At 68.0% G+C, this 22,403-nt stretch carries 15 protein-coding genes and 1 pseudogene; 4 read left to right on the forward strand and 12 right to left on the reverse strand.

Annotation, left to right across the window (positions count from 1 at the left end; all coding sequences use genetic code 11):
- The 5 genes and pseudogenes from PMI01_RS27175 to PMI01_RS15265 form a co-directional block, all read right to left on the reverse strand.
- Positions 1-120: pseudogene (locus tag PMI01_RS27175) on the reverse strand (FadR family transcriptional regulator); the annotation flags it as partial.
- A gap of 152 nt (positions 121-272) precedes the next feature.
- Entirely contained in the window at positions 273-1,829 is a 1,557-nt protein-coding gene (locus PMI01_RS15250; protein ID WP_007670503.1) for a sodium/sugar symporter, read from the reverse strand.
- A gap of 49 nt (positions 1,830-1,878) precedes the next feature.
- Positions 1,879-2,514 (reverse strand): 2-dehydro-3-deoxy-6-phosphogalactonate aldolase, encoded by a 636-nt coding sequence (locus PMI01_RS15255; RefSeq protein ID WP_035036477.1) that lies wholly within the window; start codon positions 2,512-2,514, stop codon positions 1,879-1,881.
- Positions 2,501-3,445 carry a 2-dehydro-3-deoxygalactonokinase gene (locus PMI01_RS15260; protein ID WP_007670506.1) on the reverse strand — a complete coding sequence of 315 codons (945 nt, stop codon included), beginning with the start codon at positions 3,443-3,445 and terminating at the stop codon, positions 2,501-2,503. Before PMI01_RS15260 ends, PMI01_RS15255 begins: the two co-directional genes overlap by 14 nt.
- On the reverse strand, positions 3,445-5,181 hold the full coding sequence (locus PMI01_RS15265; RefSeq protein ID WP_007670508.1) for an IlvD/Edd family dehydratase: 1,737 nt from the start codon (positions 5,179-5,181) through the stop codon (positions 3,445-3,447). The genes PMI01_RS15260 and PMI01_RS15265 overlap by 1 nt, the downstream gene beginning before the upstream one ends.
- Before the next feature lie 330 nt (positions 5,182-5,511).
- Here PMI01_RS15265 and PMI01_RS15270 point away from each other — a divergent pair, with 330 nt between their 5' ends.
- The 4 genes from PMI01_RS15270 (at position 5,512) to PMI01_RS15285 (ending at position 14,837) form a co-directional block, all read left to right on the forward strand.
- Positions 5,512-8,451, forward strand: coding sequence for a TonB-dependent receptor (locus tag PMI01_RS15270; RefSeq protein ID WP_007670515.1), 2,940 nt, complete (start codon positions 5,512-5,514; stop codon positions 8,449-8,451).
- Between the two features lie 140 nt (positions 8,452-8,591).
- Positions 8,592-10,103: a tryptophan halogenase family protein gene (locus tag PMI01_RS15275; protein WP_007670517.1), complete on the forward strand. Its 1,512-nt coding sequence runs from the start codon at positions 8,592-8,594 to the stop codon at positions 10,101-10,103.
- Positions 10,104-10,233: 130 nt separating this feature from the next.
- The gene (locus PMI01_RS15280; protein WP_007670520.1) at positions 10,234-11,898 is read left to right on the forward strand and encodes a GH35 family beta-galactosidase; all 1,665 of its coding nucleotides are present in this window, start codon (positions 10,234-10,236) and stop codon (positions 11,896-11,898) included.
- Positions 11,799-14,837, forward strand: coding sequence for a TIM-barrel domain-containing protein (locus PMI01_RS15285; protein WP_035036480.1), 3,039 nt, complete (start codon positions 11,799-11,801; stop codon positions 14,835-14,837). The genes PMI01_RS15280 and PMI01_RS15285 overlap by 100 nt, the downstream gene beginning before the upstream one ends.
- 64 nt (positions 14,838-14,901) lie before the next feature.
- Here the strand turns inward: PMI01_RS15285 and PMI01_RS15290 are convergent, their stop codons facing one another.
- The 7 genes from PMI01_RS15290 to hutI all read right to left on the reverse strand — a co-directional run bounded on the left by PMI01_RS15290 (position 14,902) and on the right by hutI (position 22,377).
- Positions 14,902-15,657: a nuclear transport factor 2 family protein gene (locus PMI01_RS15290; protein ID WP_007670530.1), complete on the reverse strand. Its 756-nt coding sequence runs from the start codon at positions 15,655-15,657 to the stop codon at positions 14,902-14,904.
- A 113-nt stretch (positions 15,658-15,770) separates the two neighbouring features.
- Complete coding sequence (locus PMI01_RS15295) at positions 15,771-16,433, reverse strand: M23 family metallopeptidase (RefSeq protein ID WP_007670532.1); 663 nt, start codon at positions 16,431-16,433, stop codon at positions 15,771-15,773.
- A 133-nt stretch (positions 16,434-16,566) separates the two neighbouring features.
- Positions 16,567-17,151, reverse strand: coding sequence for a HutD/Ves family protein (locus tag PMI01_RS15300; RefSeq protein WP_007670534.1), 585 nt, complete (start codon positions 17,149-17,151; stop codon positions 16,567-16,569).
- Positions 17,151-18,815 carry a urocanate hydratase gene (gene hutU / locus PMI01_RS15305; protein ID WP_007670536.1) on the reverse strand — a complete coding sequence of 555 codons (1,665 nt, stop codon included), beginning with the start codon at positions 18,813-18,815 and terminating at the stop codon, positions 17,151-17,153. The genes PMI01_RS15300 and hutU overlap by 1 nt, the downstream gene beginning before the upstream one ends.
- A 9-nt stretch (positions 18,816-18,824) precedes the next feature.
- On the reverse strand, positions 18,825-19,640 hold the full coding sequence (hutG, locus tag PMI01_RS15310; RefSeq protein WP_007670545.1) for an N-formylglutamate deformylase: 816 nt from the start codon (positions 19,638-19,640) through the stop codon (positions 18,825-18,827).
- Positions 19,637-21,187, reverse strand: a complete 1,551-nt coding sequence (gene hutH, locus PMI01_RS15315; RefSeq protein ID WP_085954876.1) for a histidine ammonia-lyase — start codon at positions 21,185-21,187, stop codon at positions 19,637-19,639. The genes hutG and hutH overlap by 4 nt, the downstream gene beginning before the upstream one ends.
- Positions 21,169-22,377: an imidazolonepropionase gene (hutI, locus tag PMI01_RS15320; RefSeq protein WP_007670549.1), complete on the reverse strand. Its 1,209-nt coding sequence runs from the start codon at positions 22,375-22,377 to the stop codon at positions 21,169-21,171. The genes hutH and hutI overlap by 19 nt, the downstream gene beginning before the upstream one ends.
- Positions 22,378-22,403 lie beyond the last annotated feature (26 nt).

A 22,403-nucleotide genomic window follows, 5' to 3' on the forward strand; every position in this document is an offset into this window, starting at 1 on the left:
CTGCTTGGACAGTTCGCCCTCGGTCGGGAAGCCAATATCGACATAGTCGCCGGTGACGATCGCCTGGCCCAGCGACTCCACGAGACCATAGGTCAGACTGAGGCCAGGCTGCGTTCGGATCGCCAAGTTGGTTGTCCCCCCAAGTGCGCGTCTAGATGGATCGGGTCCTGTGTAGCGTGCTTCGCCTGTGCCCGGAACAATCATGTCAAAGACGAAAGCCCCGCCACGGCGAACCGTGACGGGGCTTGGGATTCAGGCCGGCTAGAAAGTCCTCACCACCAGGCGGCGTAGAGGGCGATCAGGATCAGGACCACCCCGGCGCTGGCGATGTTGAAGACGTTGGTGGTCTTGTAGCTGACCCCCTCCAGCGACACGATGTTGACCTCTTTCTTCTGCGGCGCGATCAGCGACACCAGCATGGCCGCGACCAGGGCCAGCACGAAGACCAGGCCCACGCGGTTCATGAAGGGCATGTGGGGCATGCCGAACTTCAGGGCCAGGGACAGGATCACCGAGCCGGCCGTGGCCACCAGGGCGCTGGCGGTGGTGGCGCGCTTCCAGAACAGGCCCAGCATGAAGATCACCACGATGCCCGGGGTGAAGAAGCCGGTATATTCCTGGATCAGCTGGAACACCTGGTCGGCGCCGCCCAGCAGCGGTTTGGCGGCGACGATGCCGATGATCACGGCGGTCACGGCGGTGATCCGGCCCACCAGCACCAGGTGCTGCTCGGAGGAGCCCTTCTGGGCCTTGGCGTAGACGTCGAGGGTGAAGATGGTGGCGATCGAGTTGATCTTGGCGGCCAGCGACGCGACGATCGCGGCCACCAGGGCGGCGAACACCAGGCCCAGCAGGCCGGGCGGCAGCAGCTTCATCATCTCCGGATAGGCCTGGTCGGGCTTGAGCAGGTTGGGCGCCAGGATCAGGGCGGCCAGGCCCGGCACCACCACGATCAGCGGCATCAGCAGCTTGAGATAGGCGGCGAAGGCGATGCCCTTCTGGGCCTCCGCCAGGCTCTTGGCGCCGAGGGCGCGCTGGATGATGTACTGGTTGAAGCCCCAGTACGAGACGTTCATCACCCACAGGCCGCCGAACAGCACGCTGAGGCCCGGCAGCTCCTTGTAGTGGGGGCTGGCCTTGTCCAGGATCATGTGGAAGTGCTCGGGGAACTTGGCCTGGATCTGCTGGAAGCCGGCCACCAGGCCGTGTCCGTCGCTGATCTTGTTGAGCGACAGGAAGACGATGATCAGGCCGCCGGTGATCAGCAGGGCCACCTGGACGATGTCGGTCAGGGCCACGGCCTTCAGGCCGCCCCACAACTGATAGGCCAGGGCGAACACGCCGATGATGATCAGGGCGGTCATCTGGTCGACGCCGGTCACGGTGTGCACGGCGATCGAGCCCAGCCACAGGATCGAGGTCAGGTTCACGAACACGTACAGGCCCAGCCAGAACACCGCCATAAGGGTGCGCACGCTGGGGCCGTACCGCTGCTCCAGGAACTGCGGCATGGTCGAGATGTTGTTTTTCAGGAAGATCGGCAGGAAGAACTTGCCGACGATCAGCAGGGTCAGCGCCGCCATCCACTCGTAGGAGGCGATGGCCAGGCCCAGGGCGTAGCCCGAGCCGCTCATGCCGATGATCTGTTCGGCCGAGATGTTGGCGGCGATCAGCGAGGCGCCGATGGCCCACCAGGGCAGGGCCTTGCCGGCCAGGAAGTAGTCGGTGGAATCCTTCTTGTGCCCGCCCTTGTCGCGGGAAACCCACTGGGCCAGGCCGAAGATGGCGACGGCGTAGATCGCCAGGATGACGAAATCGATGGTTCTCACAGGGGTCCCCCCTTTAGGGCCGTATTCTCGTTGGTATTGGTAAGACGCTTCAGCTCGGAACTTCAGCATTCCAGGCCGCGACCAGGGCCTTGGCCCTTTGGCTCACGTCCTGGGCCGAATAGCCTGGGCGATAGAGTTCGCCGCCGACGCCGATGCCGGCGACGCCGGCCTCGACCCACGGCTTCAGATTGGCCGCGCCGACCCCGCCGACGGCGTAGACCGACACGTCCTTGGGCAGCACGTCGCGCACCGCCTTGATGTGGCCGGGGCCGAACGTGCCGGCCGGGAACAGTTTCAGCGAACGGGCCCCGGCCTTGACGGCGGCGAAGGCCTCGCTGGGCGTGGCGAAGCCCGGCATGACGGTCAGCCCCAGGCCGACGGCGTGGGCGATGACCTCGATGTCGATGTTGGGCGTGACGATCAGCTTGCCGCCGACCCCGACCACCTGGTCCACCGCCTGGGGCGACAGCACGGTGCCCGCGCCGCACAGCGCCCGGTCGCCGAACGCGGCGCACAGCTTGCCGATGCTGACCAGCGGGTCGGGCGAGTTCAGCGGCACTTCGATGGCCTGGATTCCGGCCTCGACCAAGGCGGCGGCGACGTCGAGAATCTCCTCGGGCTTCACGCCGCGAAGGATCGCGACGATCGGCGGGGTCTTCGTGCCGGTCGGGTTAAGCAAGGACATGAACTCCACTGTTCTTGGTAGAAGACAACGTTGTCAATCCGGCCAGGACGGCCGCGTCACCGTCCACGGCGACGCTGGAACCGCCATGGGCGGCGATGGCCTGGGCGTAGAGGGCGCTGAGGGCTGGGGCGCCGATCAGCGACACCTGGCCGAGATTCCCAAACCAGCTTGAAGTGCTAGCGGTATCACCGCCGATCAGCAGGCCCGACAGGAAGCCCATGGCCTCGTCCTTCGACAGGCCGTCCAACAATTGTCGGCTGCGGGTCTCGAAAATCAGGTGCGGCAGCACCGCCGGGCCCTTCTCGGCGATCCGGGCGACGCCCCGGGCGAAACCGGCGGACACCTGGTCGGGCGACTCGGCCCCGTCGCCCGGTGCGGCCCTGGCCAGGATCGAGTGCTCGCGCAGCAGGGCGAAGATCTCGCCGACCGGGGCGGTGAGGAAGCTGGTGATCGCCCCGTCCTCGACCACCACCCACTTGGTGTGGGTGCCGGGCAGGGCCAGCAGGCGCCGACCCTTGGCCAGGTCGGGGTTCATGGCCAGGGCGCCGAGGATCTGGGTCTCCTCGCCGCGCATCACGTCCGGCCCGCCCAGGGCGTTGACGCACGACAGGCCCGGGACGATGGCGACGGGCAGGCCGTCGGCGTCCAGGTGCAGCAGGCGCTCGCGGATGTCGGCCGCGCCGGCCGGGCAGGGGGCGTAGGGCGCCTCGACCCAGCCGTTGCGCGAGCCGACCATGCCGCACAGCAGGGCCCGCGACGGCCCCGCCTCGCGCCAGTCGCCGACCAGCGACAGGAAAGTGTCGCGCGGCGAGGCGGTCAGGGCGCCGATGCCCGGACCGTCGCGGCGGTCGAGCACGCTCTTGCCCTGGCGCAGATAGAGCCGCAGCCGCGAGGTGCCCCAGTCGCCGAAGATCGTGACGGACGGGTCCATCAATGCGACTCGCGGGTGACCACTGAACCGCTGGAGCCGACCAGGAAGTCGAGGTCGCAACCCTTGTCGGCCTGCAGCACGTGGTCGATGTAGAGCTTGGCGTAACCGCGCGTCGCCTTGGGCGGCGGCTGGTTCTCACGCCAGTGGGCCAGGCGGGTCGCCATCTCCTCGTCGGAGATCAGCAGGCTGAGCGAGCGGCTGGGACCGTCCAGCACGATCTCGTCGCCGTTGCGGACGATGGCCAGCGGGCCGCCGGCGTCGGCCTCGGGCGAGACGTGCAGGATGACGGTGCCGAAGGCCGTGCCGCTCATCCGCGCGTCGCTGATGCGGACCATGTCCTTGACGCCCTTTTCCAGCAGCTTGGTCGGCAGGGGCATGTTGCCGACTTCCGGCATGCCCGGATAGCCCTTGGGTCCGCAGCCCTTGAGCACCAGGATCGAGCCGGCGTCGACGTCCAGGTCGGGATCGTCGATGCGGGCCTTGAAGTCCTCGATGGTCTCGAACACCACGGCCTTGCCCTTGTGGCTGAGCAGCTCCGGACTGGCGGCGCTGGGCTTCATCACCGCCCCGCCGGGGGCCAGGTTGCCGCGCAGCACCCAGATGCCGCTGTCGGGTTTCACCGGGTTCTCGACGGTGCGAATGACCTCGGCGTTGTACACTTCGGCCTGCGCGTACTGGGCCCCGATCGGCGCGCCGGTGACGGTCAGGGCGGTGGGGTCGAGGAAGGGTTCCAACTGCTTCATCACCGCCGGCACGCCGCCGGCATAGTGCAGGTCTTCCATCAGGAAGCGGCCCGAGGGCTGCAGGTCGACCAGCAGCGGCACGTCGCGCGACAGGTTGTCGAAGTCCTCCAGGGTCAGCTCGACGCCCAGACGCCCGGCCAGGGCCAGCAGGTGGACCACGGCGTTGGTCGAGCCGCCGATCGCCGCGTGGACGCGCAGGGCGTTCTCGAAGGCGGCGCGGGTGGCGACCTGTGACATGGTCCGGCCGTCATGCACCATGCGCACGATGGTCCGGCCGGTCTCGTGCGACATCGCCTTGCGGCGGGCGTCCACGGCGGGGATCGAGGCGTTGTAGGGCAGGCTCATGCCCATGGCCTCGACGATCGAGGCCATGGTCGAGGCGGTGCCCATGGTCATGCAGGTGCCGGGCGAGCGGCTCATGCCGCTCTCGGCCGACATGAAGTCGGGCAGGGTCATCTCGCCGGCCCGGACGGCCTCGGAGAACTTCCAGACGTCGGTGCCCGAGCCGATGTCCTTGCCGCGGAACTTTCCGTTCAGCATCGGGCCCGAGCTGATGACGATGGTCGGCAGGTCGACGCTGGCCGCGCCCATCATCTGGCCCGGCGTCGTTTTGTCGCACCCGCCCAGCAGCACCACGCCGTCGATCGGATTGCCGCGAATCGACTCCTCGACGTCCATCGCCAGGAGGTTGCGGAACAGCATGGCCGTGGGGCGCATCTGGGTCTCGCCCAGCGAGATGGCCGGGAACTCCAGCGGCAGGCCGCCGGCCTCCCAGACGCCGCGCTTCACGTGCTCGGCGATGTCGCGAAGACCCGCGTTACAGGGGGTGATTTCCGACCAGGTGTTGCAGATTCCGATCACCGGCCGGCCGTCGAACACGTTGTCCGGCAAGCCCTGGCTCTTCATCCAGCTGCGATGGATAAACCCGTCGCGATCCAACTTGCCGTAGCTGCCGCTGCTGCGGAAGCGACCGCCCCCGTTTCCCTGACCCATGTTCTTCCCTGACGCCACGGACGACTACTCGTGTCCGGTACGCGGCATTTATAGTATAATAATGATGGTTGCAAACGCCTGGGACGCTGTGACGCATTGCCAGGAACGACCTGAAGGCGTGATTTGCCTGCTGGTACGCGGGTTTACCGCAAGGCCTGTGGCCCAAAAGTCGCCCTTCCGCCCGAAATGATAGCGCTATCAATTTCGGCTTGTAAGTATCACTTATATGACTAAAGGTCCCATTCAGATCGTGTGACCGCTACCGGCGGCGCACGTCACCAGCGCCCTTAGAGCGTTGGGACGGATCTCATCTGGGGGAAGGAAACCGCAATGCCGCGTCGCAATCATTCACATCGCAATCTCATGTTCATGGGCGCCTCCGCGCTCGTCCTGTGCGGCGTCACGCCCGCCGTCGCGTTCGCCCAGGCCGCCGCGCCGGCGGCTCAGGCCGATACGGTCGAGGAGGTCGTGGTCACCGGCCAGCGCGCCGCCCTGCAATCGGCCCAGAAGCTGAAGCAGAACGCCGAGCAGCTGGTCGACTCGATCACGGCGACCGACATCGGCGCCCTGCCGGACCGCAGCGTCACCGAAGCCCTGCAGCGTGTCTCGGGCGTCACCATCGGCCGCACGGCCGACGGTCGCGACGCCGACCGCATCTCGGTGGAAGGCAGCGGCGTCCAGGTCCGCGGCCTCAGCTGGGTCCGTGGCGAACTGAACGGCCGCGACAGCTTCTCGGCCAAGGCCGGCCGCACCCTGAGCTTCGAGGACGTGCCGCCCGAACTGATGTCCGGCGTGGACGTCTACAAGAACCCCTCGGCCGACATCATCGAAGGCGGCGTCGGCGGCACCGTGAACCTGCGCACCCGCCTGCCGTTCGACAGCAGCAAGCGGATCCTGGCCTATTCGGCCGACTCCAGCTGGGGCGACCTGTCCAAGAAGTGGGAGCCGAGCGGCTCGGTCCTCTACAGCAACCGCTGGGACACCAAGATCGGCGAGGTCGGCTTCCTGATCGACCTGTCGGATTCGAAGCTGAGCAGCCGCACCGACACCATCTCGGTCGACCCCTTCTTCGCCCGCACCAACACCCTGGTCCCCGGTAAGACGGTCTATGTCCCCGGCGGCTTCGGCTATCGCAGCCTGGACTTCGAGCGCGAACGCAAGGGCATCGCGGCCGCCCTGCAATGGCGCCCGAACGACCAGTGGGACGCCAGCCTGCAGTTCCTGCGCTCGTCGGCCTCGCAGGCCTCGACGGAACATGCGGTCGGCTTCAACCCCGGCTCGACGAACTGGCCCGCCACCGGCACGGATTTCACCTACGACTCGAACGGTCACTTCATCAAGGGCACGCTGGCCCAAAGCCAGACCAGCAGGGACAGCCTGGGGTCCTCGACGATCGACACCCGGTATTCGGATCGCAGCTCGGTGACCTCCGACTACGCCCTGAACGTGAAGTACACGCCCAACGACAAGTGGGCGTTCAGCGGCGACATCCAGTACGTCTACGCCAAGACCAAGACGGTCGATAACACTGCGTTCAACGCGCTGGGCGCCGACGCCGCGCCGGCCAGCCTGGACCTCACCGGCAGCCTGCCGGTGATCACGATGAACAACAACACGGCCTTCACGTCCAACCCCGCCAACTACTATCTGATCGCGGCGATGGACCACCATGACCGCAACGAAGCGGCCCAGTGGGCCGAACGTTTCGACGGCGACTACAGCTTCGACGACGGCGGCTGGCTGAAGTCGTTCCGCTTCGGCGTCCGCCACACCTTCCGCCAGGCCACGACCCGCGAAACCTCCTATCGCTGGGACACGGTCGCGCCGAGCTGGTCGGCCCCGTCGATCGACCAGATCGCCGGCTACCAGGGCTATTACGGCCTCTACGAGTTCGACAACTACTTCCGCGGCAAGGCGCACCTGCCCGCGACCTTCGTCATGCCGAGCGCGGCCTTCGTGAACAACTACGGCGAGACGTCGCTCGTGCTCTCCAGGATCGCCCAGGCGAACGGCGGCAGCTGGCGTCCGTTCAACGGCGACTTCGAAGACCAGACGCAGTTCGGCGGCAAGGGCAGCACCAACCACCAGAAGGAAGAAACCCTGGCGGCCTACGGCATGCTGCGGTTTGGCCATGACATCTCGCTGTGGGGTGACCAGCGCGAGATCGACGGCAACCTCGGCCTTCGCGTCGTCAAGACCGAAAGCCAGAGCCTGGGCCTGCAGGTGTTCACGCCGAACACCAGCAGCCCCGCCATCCCGGCCGCCGACCAGGCGTTCTCGAACGGCGCCAAGAGCCCCTACAAGGGCGGTCGCGACTATGTGAACATCCTGCCCAGCCTGAACGTGCGCCTGAAGATCACGCCGGACATGTTCATCCGCTTCGCGGCGGCCAAGGCCATTGTCCGTCCGGACTTCCAGCAACTTCAGCCGAACTACTCGATCACGGCCACCAACGGCTTCATCACCGGCGGCGCCTGCTCGAACACCATCCCGGGCGGCTCCCAGGCCAACTGCGTCTACCAGTACACGGCCAATGCCGGTAACCCGGACCTGAAACCGACCCGTTCGACCCAGTTCGACCTGTCGTACGAGTGGTACTTCAACTCGACCGGCAGCGTGACGGCGACGGCGTTCTACAAGGACATCTACAACTTCGTCACCAACGGCTCGACCAGCCTCAACTTCACCAACAACGGCGTGACCCGCTCCGTTCAGGTGGTCCAGCCGTACAACGCCGGTCACGGCAAGATCAAAGGCTTCGAAGTCGCCTACCAGCAGTACTACGACTTCCTGCCGGGTGTTCTGCGCGGCCTGGGCGCGCAAGCCAACTTCACCTATGTCGACAGCGAGGGCTCGCGTAACGCCGCGTCCAACCCGTACGACTCCAACCAGGTCGGCAACATCCGGACCAATGGCGACGAGCTGCCGCTCGAGGGCCTGTCCAAGAAGAGCTACAACGTCGCGGCGCTGTACGACCTGGGCAAGGTCTCGGCTCGCCTGGCCTACAACTGGCGCGAACGCTACCTGCTGACCACCACGGCCGCGAACATCAACATCCCGGCCTGGTACGACGACTACGGTCAGCTGGACGGTTCGGTGTTCTACACCGTCAACGACGCGCTGAAGATCGGCTTCCAGGCGGCGAACCTGACCAACACCCGGACCAAGATCCTGGTCAGCTATCCCGGCAAGCCCGAGGAAGGCCTGACGGCGCACAACTGGGTCGTCGCCGACCGCCGCTACTCGATCGTGCTCCGCGGCACGTTCTAGGATCGCGTCCGCGAGACCCTGAACAGGCCCCCGTCCCGTCCCGGCCCAAACCGGGTCGGGACGGGGGCTTTTTTATTCGTCGCGCCGGCTGGAGAAGCCGCTAGCCTGTGCGTGCGAGCCAACGACGGAAAATCCGCGTCATGACCGAGCCGTCTCCCTTCAAATTCGTCATCGTCGGCGGGGGCACCGCCGGCTGGATGGCCGCCGCCGCGCTCGCCCACGCGTTCAAGGGCCGGGTCGCCGAGATCGAGCTGGTCGAGTCCGACGAGATCGGCACGGTCGGCGTCGGCGAGGCCACCATCCCGCCCATCCAGTTCCTCAACAGCCTGCTGGGCATCGACGAGATCGAGTTCATCAAGAAGACCCAGGCGACCTTCAAGCTGGGCATCGAGTTCCGCGACTGGAAACAGCTGGGCCACAGCTATCTGCATCCGTTCGGCCCCATCGGCGTGCCGATCGAGGGCGTGGGCTTCCACCACTATTGGCGGCGGCTGCGCGAGCAGGGCGACACCCGCGGCATCTGCGACTATTCGATGTCGGCGGTCGCCGCCGCGAAGGGCAAGTTCGTCATCGCGCCGCGCGAGCTGCCGCCCGGCGTGCCGCCGCTGGCCTACGCTTATCACTTCGACGCCGGCCTCTACGCCCGCTTCCTGCGCGAGTACGCCGAGACGCGCGGCGTCAAGCGGACCGAGGGCAAGATCGTCGAGGTCAAGCAGCGGGCTTCGGACGGCTTCATCGAGGCGGTCGAACTGGAGGGCGGCAAGCGGATCGAGGGCGACTTCTTCGTGGACTGCTCGGGCTTCCGCGGGCTGCTGATCGAGCAGACCCTGAAGACCGGCTATGAGGATTGGAACCACTGGCTGCCCTGTGACCGGGCGCTGGCTGTGCCCTGCGACAGCGTCATGCCGCTGACGCCCTACACGCGCGCGACCGCCCGCACGGCCGGCTGGCAGTGGCGCATCCCGCTGCAGCACCGCATCGGCAACGGCTATGTCTATTCCAGCCCGTTCATCAGCGACGACGAGGCGGCCGCCACCCTGATGGCCAATCTGGACGGCGCGCCGCGCGCCGAGCCGCGGCTGCTGCGGTTCACGGCCGGTCGCCGCAAGCAGGCCTGGAACAAGAACGTCGTGGCCCTGGGCCTGGCCAGCGGCTTCATGGAGCCGCTGGAGTCGACCAGCATCCACCTGATCCAGACGGGGGTGATGCGCCTGATCGCCCTGCTGCCGACGCGCAACCACGACCCGGCGACGGTCGAGGAATACAATCGCCTGTCGAAGATCGAATACGAGCAGATCCGCGACTTCATCATCCTGCACTACCGGGCTACCGAGCGGGACGATTCCGAACTGTGGCGCTATTGCCGGCGCATGGCGCTGCCCGACAGCCTGACCCACAAGATCGAGCTGTTCCGCGAACGCGGCAAGGTGGCCCGCTACGAAGAGCAATTGTTCGCCGAGCCCAGCTGGATCGCCGTCTTCCTGGGGCAGGGCGTCGTGCCGCGCGACCATGACCGCCTGGCCGACGTGCCGCCGATCGCCGACGTCGAGCGCGCGCTGTTCAACATTCGCGACAAGATCACGCATATCGCCGACCGGCTGATGACGCACGACGAGTTCATCGCGCGGCACTGCAAGGCCGATCCGATCTAGCGGGGAGGGCGGGAGGATTTGGCCTTCTCGTCTTGCCAGCGAATTATCGTACTTATACTAATGATAGCGGTAACAGATGTCGTCGCGACGAGGTGCGCCTCCGGAACGACGGCCAAGTGGGAGGCGGCCTTTGCGAATCCAGGATAAAGCGCGACCGGAACAGGTCCGGCCCTTGGCGCTGATCGCGACGCTGCTGGCCGCCACCGTCCTGGCCGGCACGGCGGCTCCCGCGCCGGCGCTCGCCGCCGACCTGCCCCGGCTGGTCGCCAAGGACGGCCGCCACGCCCTGCTGGTCGACGGCGCGCCGTTCCTGATGCTGGGCATGCAGGTCAACAATTCCAGCAACTATCCGTCGCAGATGCCCAAGGTCTGGCCCGCCGCCAAGGCCCTGCACGTCAACACCCTCGAGGTTCCGATCGCCTGGGAGCAGATCGAACCGGTCGAGGGCCAGTTCGACTTTTCCTATCTCGACCTGCTGCTCAAGCAGGCCCGCGACAACGACGTGAAGCTGGTGATCCTGTGGTTCGGGACCTGGAAGAACAACGGCCCGGCCTACGCCCCCGAATGGGTCAAGCTGGACAACAAGCGCTTCCCGCGGGTGATCAACGCCAAGGGTGAGGTCAAGAACTCGCTGTCGCCGCACTTCCCGGCCACGCTGGAGGCCGACAGGAAGGCCTTCGTGCAGTTGATGCGCCACCTGAAGGCCGCCGACCCGGACCACACCGTGATCATGGTCCAGCCCGAGAACGAGACAGGGACCTACAGCGCGGTCCGCGACTATTCCCCCACGGCCCAGAAGCTGTTCGAAGGGCCCGTGCCGGCGCAGCTGGTCAAGGCCATGGGCAAGAAGCCGGGGACCTGGAGCCAGGTGTTCGGCAAGGACGCCGACGAATATTTCCACGCCTGGTCCATCGGCCGTTTCGTCAATGAGGTCGCCGCCGCCGGCAAGCGCGAACTGCCGCTGCCGATGTACGTCAACGCCGCCCTGCGCGACCCCCTCAACTGGCAGGACCCGTTCACCTATTCGTCGGGCGGCCCGACCTGGAACGTGCTCGACGTCTGGAAGGCCGCCGCCCCGTCGATCGACGCCATCGCCCCCGACATCTACATGCGCGAGAGCGTCAGTGTCCGGAAGACGCTGGAGCAGTACGGCCGCCCGGACAACGCGCTGTTCGTGCCCGAGATCGGCAGCGACAAGGGCTATGCCCGCCACGTCTACGACGTGCTCGGCCATCACGGCGTCGGCTTCTCGCCGTTCGGCCTGGACCAGACCGGCTATTCCAACTACCCGCTCGGCGCCAAGACGGTGGACGCCCAGGCGCTGGAGAACTTCGCGGTCCACTACCGCCTGCTGGCCCCGATGGCCCGCGAATGGGCGAAGCTGTCCTACGAGGGCGACGTCTGGGGCGTCGGCGAGGCCGACGACCGCAAGGCCGAGACCCTGAAGCTGGGCGAGCGCTGGACGGCCACCGTCTCCTACGGCGAATGGCAGTTCGGTTCGATCGACCAGCCGTGGATGGGCAAGGCCGAGAAGCAGCCCAACCGCGAGGTCCCCGACGGCGGCGCCCTGATCGCCCGGCTGTCGCCGAACGAGTTCCTGGTCACCGGCTACCGGGCCCGCGTCATCTTCGGCTCGGCCAAGGGCGAGCGGATGATGATGGCCCGGGTCGAGGAAGGCCATTTCGAGAACGGCCAGTGGGTGTTCGACCGCCTGTGGAACGGCGACCAGACCGACTACGGCCTGAACCTGACGACCCTGCCGCAGATTCTGAAGGTCAAGCTGGCCACCTACTGAACCGAACTTTCATCCATCCCCACCCGTTTCCCGGCCCTCGCCGGAGAGGCGGAACGGCGCCGATAACAAGACCCACTGATGGGGGAGCAGACCCGATGCGCATCCATGCGAAACCCGCCGGCCTGATGACCGGCCTCGCCCTGGCCCTGCTGGCCTCGACCAGCGCCTTCGCCCTGGACGGGGCGTTCGAGAAGACCGCCGACGGGGTGATCGTCACCCCGGCCTCGGGCCCGGCCAGGAAGGTCCGGCTGCAGGTGATGAACGACCGCATCATCCACGTCACCGCCACGCCGACCGACAGCCTGGACACGCCCCCCAGCCTGATGGTCACGGCCAAGCCGAGCGGCGCGTTCACGGTCGAGGAAGCGGCCGGCAAGATCGTGGTCAAGGCCGGCAAGGCCTCGGCCGAGGTCTCGCTGGCCAACGGCCAGGTCAGCTTCCGCGACGTGGCCGGCAAGCTGGTCCTGGCCGAAAACGGCCGACGCCCGTTCAAGGCCGAAACCATCGACGGCAAGACCTTCTACGGCGTCAGCCAGCAATTCAATCCGGGCACGGACGAAGCCTTCTACGGCCTGGGCCAGCACCAGAACGGCCAGATGAACTACAACGGCCAGGACGTCGAACTGGCCCAGTACAACCGCGACATCGCCGTGCCGTTCGTGCTGTCCACCCGCAACTACGGCCTGCTGTGGGAAAACAACGGCATCACCCGGTTCGGCGACCCGACGCCCTATGACGTCGCCTCGCGCGACCTGAAGATCTTCGACGCGGCCGGCCAGGCCGGCGGCTTCACGGCCAGGTACTACGTCAAGGGCGAGCTGAAGCTGACCCGGACCGAGAAGGACATCGACTACCGCTTCCTGAAGGACCTGCCCAACTGGCCGGCCGAGCTGACCGGCCCCGACAAGAAGCCGGTCAAGGGCGCCACCGTGGTCTGGGAAGGCTCGGTCGAACCCTCGGTCAGCGGCGTCCAGAAGTTCAAGCTCTACTCGTCCAGCTACGCCAAGGTCTATGTCGACGGAAAGCTGACGATCGATCGTTGGCGGCAGAACTGGAACCCATGGTTCCACAACTTCACCGCCCCGATGAAGGCCGGGACCCGCCACAAGATCCGCGTCGAGTGGGATCCCAACGACGGCTATATCGGCCTGCTGCACAACAATCCGATGCCGGCGGCCGACCAGAAGTCGCTGACCATGACCTCCGACGTCGCCCACGCGGTCGACTACTATTTCGTGGCCGGCGGCGACCTGGACCAGGTGGTCGGCGGCTATCGCGAACTGACCGGCAAGGCCGTGGCCCTGCCGCGCTGGGCCTACGGCTTCTGGCAGAGCCGTCAGCGCTACGAGACCCAGGACCAGATCGTCGGAGTGCTCAAGGAATACCGCGACCGCAAGCTGCCGATCGACAACGTGGTCATGGACTGGCGCTACTGGAAGGACGACGCCTGGGGCAGCCACAAGTTCGACGAGACCCGCTTCGCCGACCCCAAGAAGATGCTGGACGACATCCACGGGATGAACGGCCACTTCATGATCTCGATCTGGCCGAAGTTCTATCCGACCACGGATCACTTCAAGGAGCTCGACGCCAAGGGCTTCATGTACAAGCGCAACATCGAACAGGGCGCGCTGGACTGGGTCGGCCCGGGCTATCTGAACTCGTTCTATGATCCCTATTCCAAGGCGGCGCGCGACATCTACTGGCGCCAGGTCAAGGACAGCCTGAAGGGCTTCGGCGTCGACGCCTGGTGGATGGACAGCGACGAGCCGGACATGCACTCCAACCTCGATATCCCCGAGCGCACCCTGCGCATGGGCCCCACGGCGATCGGACCGGGCGCTGAGTTCTATAATTCCTATCCGCTGATCCACACCCAGGGCGTGTTCGAGGGCGAGCGCGAACTGAACCCCGACAAGCGCAGCTTCATCCTGTCGCGCTCGGGTTTTGGCGGCATCCAGCGCAACGGCGTCGCCCTGTGGAGCGGCGACGTGGTCGCGCGCTGGGACGATCTGAAGGACCAGATCTCGGCCGGCGTGAACCTGTCGATGTCGGGCGTGCCCAACTGGACCACCGACATCGGCGGCTTCTCGGTCGAGGATCGCTACACCAACAAGGACCCGGTCCACTGGGCCGAGTGGCAGGAGCTGAACCTGCGCTGGTTCCAGTTCGGGGCCTTCAGCCCGCTGTTCCGCAGCCACGGCGAATTCCCGTACCGCGAGATCTACAACCTCGCCGACGCGGGGACCGACGTCTACAAGAGCCTAGCCTGGTACGACGAGCTCCGCTACCGGCTGATGCCCTATGTCTACACGCTGGCAGCGGATAGTTATCACCGCGACGGCAGCATGATGCGCGGCCTGGTGATGGACTTCCCGGCCGACAGGACCGCGCGCGAGGTCAACGACGAGTACCTGTTCGGCAAGGCGTTCCTGGTCGCCCCGGTGACCCGGTTCAAGGCCCGCTCGCGCGACGTCTACCTGCCGGCCGGCGCGTCCTGGTACGACTTCGAGAGCGGCAAGGCCTTCAAGGGCGGCCAGACGATCAAGGCCGACGCGCCGCTGAACCGCATGCCGCTGTTCGTGCGGGCCGGCTCGATCGTGCCGACCACGGTGGTCCAGCAGTATGTCGGCGAAAAGCCCGACGCGCCGCTGACCGTGGTGGTCTATGCCGGCGCCGACGGCAAGTTCGAGCTCTACGAGGACGACGGCCTGAGCAATGGCTACGAGCGCGGCGCCTGGAGCCGCATCCCGATGAGCTTCGACAACGCCACCGGCCGCCTGACCATCGGCGCCCGCTCGGGCGGCTTCAAGGGCATGCTCGACACGCGGGTGATCAAGGTCCGCTTCATCGGCGGCGGCGCGCGGCCGGTCGACTTCGATGCGGTCGACGAGACCGTGGAGTACAGCGGCCGGCCGGTGGTGGTGACGCGGAAGTAGGCTCGCGATCGGGATATTTTATTGGGGACGCGCGCATGCGCGTGTCCCCAACTCCCGGGGCGGATCAGCCGATCTTCTTCAGCACCGTATCGGTCCCATCGCGACGGCTGACATAGCCGATGACCTTGCCCGAGGCGTCGCGCTGCATGATGCGGCGAATGTTCGGATGACCTGGGATGAACAGCACGTCGCGCAGCTCGGCCTTGATGGCCGTGGCCGGCCCACCATTCGCCGAGGCGGTCAGGCCATCGGCGACCCTGGCCAGGGTGACCCTATAGTCCGGATCGAGCTGGTAGACGCCGGCATAGGCGTCCAGATCTGCGGCCGAAAGCGTGGCGGCGGGCGGGTCCTTGAGGACGTTCATGGTCTGGCTGGCGATCATCTTCCAACCGTCCGACCGCTTGGCCCAGACTTCGGTCGAGCGAAATTTGTAGACCAGCGTCTGGCCGTGGAAGGTCTGGGTCAGCACATCGACGAAGGTGGCCGTCGCCGTCTGGCCGTCACCTTGGCGGGTCAGGGTCCACTCGGTGACCTCGATCTTGCGCTCGCCCGACCCTTGGGCGGGCGGCGCGGCGCCACCGACGAGGTCCTTCTTGGTGACGATCTCGCCGGTCTCGTTCATGAAGACCACGTCGGGGTCCAGGTACTTGTCGAGGGTCGCCGCATCGCCGGCCTGGCCCGCCTCGGAGAAGGCCTGCGTCTGTTTCTTCAGCAGGTCGGAGAGTGTCGCGTCCGCCGGCGCGCGCGACCAGACCTGGCCGGAAGCGGCAATGGCCAGAACCGCGGCCAGGGCTGTCGTGATCTTGAAATTCGATGTCATGCCGGCCCGCCTCGCGCCCCGTGCGCCAGCGTGACCTTCACGAGGCGAGGTCGGGACTCAAGTGAATTGCGAGCAATGTTCTTCGAACGTGGTTCTATCGCTGGTCGCGAACTTCAGGCCTGTGCGATCAGCTTGCGCACGATCAGCGCCGCGGCGTTCACCCGCTCGCCACCCGGCTCCATCACCTCCAGATGCACATGGTCGGTGATGCCGGGATAGTGCCGCTGCAGGCTCTCGACGCTGCCGATGCTCTGGCCCAGGCGGACGGTCTGGCCGACCTCGACGTCGGGGGTCACGTAGAAGGCGCGGGCGACGTAGCCGAGGGCCGGGTTGGTGATCTCGACGAACTTCAGGTCGCTGGACCCGGCATAGGCGTAGCCGATCTTGGTGACATAGCCCGAGATCGGGGCCTTCACCGCCTGGCCGGCCGTCGCCGTGTAGTCGACGCCCTCGTGCTCGCGGGCGCCGCCGTCGCGGCGGGCCCCGAACTCGCCGTCGCCGAACGCGTCGTGGCCGCGCGGGGCGGCGCCGGTGGGGTTGGCGAAGTCCGGCGAGCCGTCGCCGTCGATGTCGGCGCCGCTCCAGACCAGTTCCTTGCGGACCGGGCGCTGGGGCTTGGCGGCCATCTCGGCCAGCAGGCGCCGCACCACGGGCGTGCCGCCGCGCGCCGCGTTCGGGTTCTCCATCGCCGCCACGACCATCGGTGCAAAGACCAGGGCCAGCCCCAGGGCGCCGCGCGCCAGGGGGGCGAGTTTCTTCGCGGCCGATGCTTGCATCAATTCGTCCTGGATCGTTTCGGGAAGTCGAACCTTGGCCCGACTAACGACCAGATAAGGCGAAGACGTGGCGAAGCCAGTGCGACGGTAGGTCGCGTTTGGTTGGATCTGTGTTGGTGGGGATTGGCGGGATTTACTTTAGATGGTGCGCCAGGTCGACATCTATTTCAGCGATCAAGGTTCTGCCGTGACCCTCTAAACTTAAACGGGCGCCTTGGTCGTCCAGCATGACGGCGTCCAGCGGCCCCAGGTCGAGGGCGCCGTCCGGTCCCGTGACGCGCAGGGCGTCGAGCGCCAGCACCAGGGTCAGGTCCGCCCGGGTCGCCACCTTCGCCGCGCCCGCCACGGTCATCCGCCGCGCCTGAGCCCGCCAGCCGCCGCGCCGGACCATCAGGTTGAGGTCGCGGATCGGCCCGCCGGTCAGGCGCGCCGCGACCTTGGCCTCGCCGGCGAAGGCCAGGGGCGGGGCGGCGGCGTCGAGCGTGACCGCCTCGCCCTCGACGTCCAGCACCAGGCCCGCCCCCGCGATCACCGTCAGCACCCGGTCGACGCCCGAAAAGGCCGAGAACGGCCCGTCGGCGGCGACGTCGGCCAGGCTGATCCGCCAGCCGAAGTCGTCCATCCCCGCGCCGGGCGGAAAGGCGGCGACCTCGCGGGTGACGCCGCCGCCGTTCTTCCACGGCGTGGCGATCCGGTCGGCGGCGCGCAGCAGGCGCATTACAGGATACCCGGCAGGTCCAGCCCATGCTCGCGGGCGCAGTCCCTGGCGATGTCGTAGCCCGCGTCGGCGTGACGCATGACGCCGGTGGCCGGGTCGTTCCACAGCACCCGCGCCAGCCGCTTGGCGGCGGCCTCGGTGCCGTCGGCGACGATGACCATGCCGGCATGCTGCGAGAAGCCCATGCCCACCCCGCCGCCGTGGTGCAGCGACACCCAGGTGGCGCCGGACGCCGTATTGAGCAGGGCGTTGAGCAGCGGCCAGTCCGACACCGCATCCGAGCCGTCGATCATGCCCTCGGTCTCGCGGTTGGGCGAGGCGACCGAGCCGCTGTCCAGGTGGTCGCGGCCGATGACCACCGGGGCCTTCAGCTCGCCCGAGGCGACCATTTCGTTGAAGGCCAGGCCCAGGCGGTGGCGGTCGCCCAGCCCGACCCAGCAGATGCGGGCCGGCAGGCCTTGGAACTTGATCTTCTCGGCGGCCATGTCGAGCCAGTGGTGCAGGTGCGGGTTGTCGGGGATCAGTTCCTTGACCTTGGCGTCGGTCTTGCGGATGTCCTCCGGATCGCCCGACAGCGCCGCCCAGCGGAACGGCCCGATCCCCCGGCAGAACAGCGGCCGGATATAGGCCGGCACGAAGCCGGGGAAGTCGAAGGCGTTCTTGACGCCCTCTTCCAGCGCCATCTGGCGGATGTTGTTGCCGTAGTCGACCGTGGGCACGCCGGCCGCCTGGAAGTCGAGCATGGCCTGGACGTGCACGGCCATGGAGGCGCGGGCGGCGCGGTTCACCGTTTCCGGCTCGCGCTCCTTGGCGGTGGCCCACTGGTCCAGGGTCCAGCCGGCCGGCAGGTAGCCGTTGATCGGGTCATGGGCGCTGGTCTGGTCGGTCAGCAGGTCGGGACGGACGCCGGCCGCGAACATGGCCGGCAGCAGCTCGGCGGCGTTGCCCAGCAGGCCGATCGAGACCGGGGTCTTGGCCGCGTTGGCCTCGGCGATCCAGGCCAGGGCCTCGTCCAGGCTCTCAGTGGCCTTGTCCAGATAGCCGGTGCGCAGGCGCATCTCGATGCGCGACGGCTGGCACTCGATGGCCAGGCACGAGGCCCCGGCCATCACCGCCGCCAGCGGCTGGGCCCCGCCCATGCCGCCCAGGCCGGCGGTCAGCAGCCACTTGCCCGCCAGGTCGCCGCCATGGTGCTGGCGGCCCATCTCGACGAAGGTTTCGTAGGTGCCCTGCACGATGCCCTGGGCGCCGATATAGATCCACGAGCCGGCGGTCATCTGGCCGTACATGGCCAGGCCCTTGCGATCCAGTTCGTTGAAATGCTCCCAGGTCGCCCAGCGCGGCACCAGGTTGGAGTTGGCGATCAGTACGCGCGGCGCGTCGGGATGGGTGCGGAACACGCCCACCGGCTTGCCAGATTGAACCAGGAGCGTCTGGTCGTCTTCCAGACGACGCAGGGTCTCGACGATCTTGTCGTAGCTTTCCCAGTCGCGGGCGGCGCGGCCGATGCCGCCATAGACCACCAGCTCCTCGGGCCGCTCGGCGACGTCGGGGTGCAGGTTGTTCATCAGCATCCGCAGCGGGGCCTCGGTCAGCCAGCTCTTGGCGGTGAGCTCGGTGCCTGTGGCGGGGCGGATGACGCGGGTGTTGTCGAGGCGGGTCATGGGCAGGTCTCAGGCTTGGGCGAAGGCCAGGCAGGCCTTCAGCACGTCGGTGAGGGCGGCGCGCAGCGGCGCGGCGCGGGGCGGGTGGTAGGGCGTGGGCCAGGTCTCGAGCGTCAGGGCCGGGGGCTCGTCGATGTAGCCGCGGCAGGCCAGCTCCATCTGGACGGCGTGGACGCCGTGTTCCGGCTGGCCGTAGTGGCGGGTGATCCAGCCGCCCTTGAAGCGACCGTTGGTGACGCGCGGCAGGCCGGTGGCGTCGCAGGCGGCCTCGACGGCGGCGGTCAGGGCGGGCGCGCACGACCCGCCGCTGTTGGTTCCGACATTGAACTGCGGCAGCTCGCCGTCGAACAGGCGCGGGGCCCGCGAACGGATCGAGTGGGCGTCGTACAGCACCACCTTGCCGTGGAGGCCGCGCAGCCGGTCGAGCTCGTCGCGCAGGGCGCCGTGATAGGGATCGAAGAACCGCGCGCGCCGGGTCGCGATCTCGGCCTCGTTCGGTTCCTGGCCGGCCAGGTACAGCGGCTCGCCGTCGAAGGTGTCGGTGGGGCACAGGCCCGTCGTCGCCTGGCCCGGATAGAGCGAGGCGCCCGACGGGTCGCGGTTGACGTCGATCACCGTGCGCGACACGCCGGTGCGCACCACGGTCGCGCCCAGCTCGCCGGCGAAGTCGTAGAGCCGCTCCATCCACCAGTCGGCGTCCTTGCGGGCCAGCCAGGGCGAGACGAGGCGGGGTTCGAGCTCGGCGGGGATCAGCGTCCCGGCGTGGGGGATGCTGACGACCAGGGGGGCGTCGCCGCGGGTGACGGTGAGCCAGTCGCCGCTCACGCCTCGATCCCCGGCAGTTCGACCGCCGACGCCGCGACCACGACCGCGCCCGAGCGGATCAGGGCGTTGGCGGCCTCCATGTCCGGGTGGAAGTGGCGGTCGTCCGACAGATGCGGCACCTGGGCCCGCAGGATGCGGCGCACGTCCTCCAGGGCCGGGCTCGAGGTCAGCGGCGCGTGGAAGTCGCAGCCCTGGACGGCGGCCAGCAGCTCGATGCCGATCACCGCCTCGGCGGCCTCGACCATGGCCAGCAGGCGCCGGGCGCCGTGGGCCGCCATCGACACGTGGTCTTCCTGGTTGGCCGAGGTCGGGATGGAGTCGACGCTGGCCGGATAGGCCTTCTGCTTGTTCTCCGACACCAGGGCGGCGGCGGTGACCTGCGGGATCATGAAGCCGGAGTTGAGGCCGGGCTTGGGGGTCAGGAAGGCCGGCAGGCCCGAGCAGGCCGGGTCGACCAGCATGGCGATGCGGCGCTCGGCGATCGAGCCGATCTCGCAGATGGCCAGGGCGATGATGTCGGCGGCGAAGGCCACCGGCTCGGCGTGGAAATTGCCGCCCGACAGGGCCTCGTCGGTGTCGGGGAAGATCAGCGGGTTGTCCGACACGCCGTTGGCCTCGGTGGCTAGGGTGACCGCCGCCTGGCGCAGGATGTCGAGGGCCGCGCCCATCACCTGCGGCTGGCAGCGCAGGCAGTAGGGGTCCTGCACGCGGGTGTCGCCCTCGCGGTGCGAGTCGCGGATCGCCGAGCCGGCCATCAGGGCGCGCAGGGCGGCGGCGGTCTCGATCTGGCCGGGCTGACGGCGCAGCCCGTGGATGCGCGGGTCGAACGGGGTGTCCGAACCCTTGGCCGCCTCGGTCGCCAGGGCGCCGGTGACCAGGGCCGACTGGAACAGGCGCTCGGCGTCGAACAGGGCGGCCAGGGCGTTGGCGGTCGAGAACTGGGTGCCGTTCAGCAGGGCCAGGCCCTCCTTGGGACCCAGCACCAGCGGCGCGAGGCCGGCTTGTGCGAGCGCGTCGGCGGCGGGCAGGCGACGGCCGTCCACGAAGATCTCGCCGACCCCGATCATGGTCGCGGCCATGTGGGCCAGCGGCGCCAGGTCGCCCGAGGCGCCGACCGAGCCCTGACACGGAACGACGGGGGTCAGGCCATGAACCAGCATGGCCTCGATCAGGTCGGTGGTCGCCGGTCGCACGCCCGAGGCGCCCTGGGCCAGGCTGGCCAGCTTCAGGGCCATCATCAGCCGGATCACCGCAAACGGCGACGGCGCGCCCGTGCCGGCGGCGTGGGACAGCACGATGTTGCGCTGCAAGGTCTCCAGGTCGGCGTCGCCGATGCGCACGCTGGCCAGTTTCCCGAAGCCGGTGTTGATGCCGTAGACCGGCTGGCCATGCGCCAGGATGCGGGCGACGGCGGCGGCGCTCTCGGCGATCACCGGAGCCGCGCTGGGATGCAGCCGGGCGGCGGCGCCCCGGTAGACGGCTTTCCATTCGGCGAGGGAAACCTCGCCGGGGTTCAGAACGACTTCAGTCACGAGAGACCTTTCCACACACGCGCATGGAGCGGGTTGAAGCCCATGCGGTAGACAAGTTGCGCGGGACGCTCGATGTCCCAGATGGCGAGATCGCAGGCCTTGCCGGCTTCCAGCGTGCCGACCTCGTCGAGCCGCCCGATGGCCCGCGCGGCCTCGCGCGTGACGCCGGCCAGGCACTCGTCGACGGTCATCCGGAACAGGGTGGCGGCCATGTTCAGGGTCAGCAGCAGGCTGGTCAGCGGCGAGGTGCCCGGGTTGCAGTCGGTGGCGAGGGCGAGCGGCACGCCGGCGGCGCGCAGGGCCTGGATCGGCGGTAGCTTGGTCTCGCGCACGAAATAGAAGGCCCCGGGCAGCAGCACCGCCGTCGTGCCGGCCTGGGCCATGGCGGCGATCCCGGCGGCGTCCAGATGCTCCAGGTGGTCGGCCGACAGCGCCCCGAACTCGGCGGCCAGGGCGGCGCCGTGCAGGTTCGACAGCTGCTCGGCGTGCAGCTTGACCGGCAGGCCGTGCTCGCGGGCCGCCTCGAACACCCGCCGGGTCTGGGCGGCGGAAAAGCCGATGCCCTCGCAGAAGGCGTCGACCGCGTCGGCCAGGCCCTCGGCGGCGACGGCGGGGATCATCTGGTAACAGACGTGGTCGATATAGCCGTCGGCGTCGCCGGCATATTCCGGCGGCAGGGCGTGGGCTCCGAGGAAGGTGGCGGTCACCGACACCTGGCGGGCCTGACCCAGGGCGCGGGCGGCGCGCAGGCTCTTCAGTTCGTCGTCCAGCGACAGACCATAGCCGGACTTGACCTCGATCGTCGTCAGGCCCTCGGCGATCAGGGCGTCGAGGCGGGGCAGGGCGCTGGCCACCAGCTGGTCTTGCGAGGCGGCGCGGGTGGCCTTCATGGTCGAGACGATGCCGCCGCCGGCCCGGGCGATCTCTTCATACGAGGCGCCGGCCAGCCGCAGCTCGAATTCGTGGGCGCGGTCGCCGCCATGGACCAGGTGGGTGTGGGGGTCGATCAGGCCCGGGGTGATCCAGCGGCCTTCGCAGTCGACGGTCTCGCCGGCCTCGAAGGCGGGCGCGTCGGCGGCGGGGCCGGCATAGAGGATTCGGCCGTCCAGCGCGGCGACCACGCCGTCCTCGACCACGCCCAGGCCCGGACGATCAACGGCGAGAGTCGCCAGGCGGGCCTTGCTCCACACCCGATCGCAGCGCATGGCCTGGACCTCCCGACACCGTTCGG

Source organism: Caulobacter sp. AP07 (genome assembly GCF_000281955.1).
GTDB lineage: Bacteria > Pseudomonadota > Alphaproteobacteria > Caulobacterales > Caulobacteraceae > Caulobacter.

Coding starts and splice junctions, on each gene's coding strand:
- PMI01_RS15275 (WP_007670517.1), top strand. CDS start 8,592: ATGACCGAGCCGTCTCCCTTCAAATTCGTCATCGTCGGCGGGGGCACC.
- PMI01_RS15295 (WP_007670532.1), bottom strand. CDS start 16,433: ATGCAAGCATCGGCCGCGAAGAAACTCGCCCCCCTGGCGCGCGGCGCC.
- PMI01_RS15260 (WP_007670506.1), bottom strand. CDS start 3,445: ATGGACCCGTCCGTCACGATCTTCGGCGACTGGGGCACCTCGCGGCTG.
- PMI01_RS15300 (WP_007670534.1), bottom strand. CDS start 17,151: ATGCGCCTGCTGCGCGCCGCCGACCGGATCGCCACGCCGTGGAAGAAC.
- PMI01_RS15290 (WP_007670530.1), bottom strand. CDS start 15,657: ATGACATCGAATTTCAAGATCACGACAGCCCTGGCCGCGGTTCTGGCC.
- PMI01_RS15265 (WP_007670508.1), bottom strand. CDS start 5,181: ATGGGTCAGGGAAACGGGGGCGGTCGCTTCCGCAGCAGCGGCAGCTAC.
- PMI01_RS15255 (WP_035036477.1), bottom strand. CDS start 2,514: ATGTCCTTGCTTAACCCGACCGGCACGAAGACCCCGCCGATCGTCGCG.
- PMI01_RS15270 (WP_007670515.1), top strand. CDS start 5,512: ATGCCGCGTCGCAATCATTCACATCGCAATCTCATGTTCATGGGCGCC.
- hutU (WP_007670536.1), bottom strand. CDS start 18,815: ATGACCCGCCTCGACAACACCCGCGTCATCCGCCCCGCCACAGGCACC.
- hutI (WP_007670549.1), bottom strand. CDS start 22,377: ATGCGCTGCGATCGGGTGTGGAGCAAGGCCCGCCTGGCGACTCTCGCC.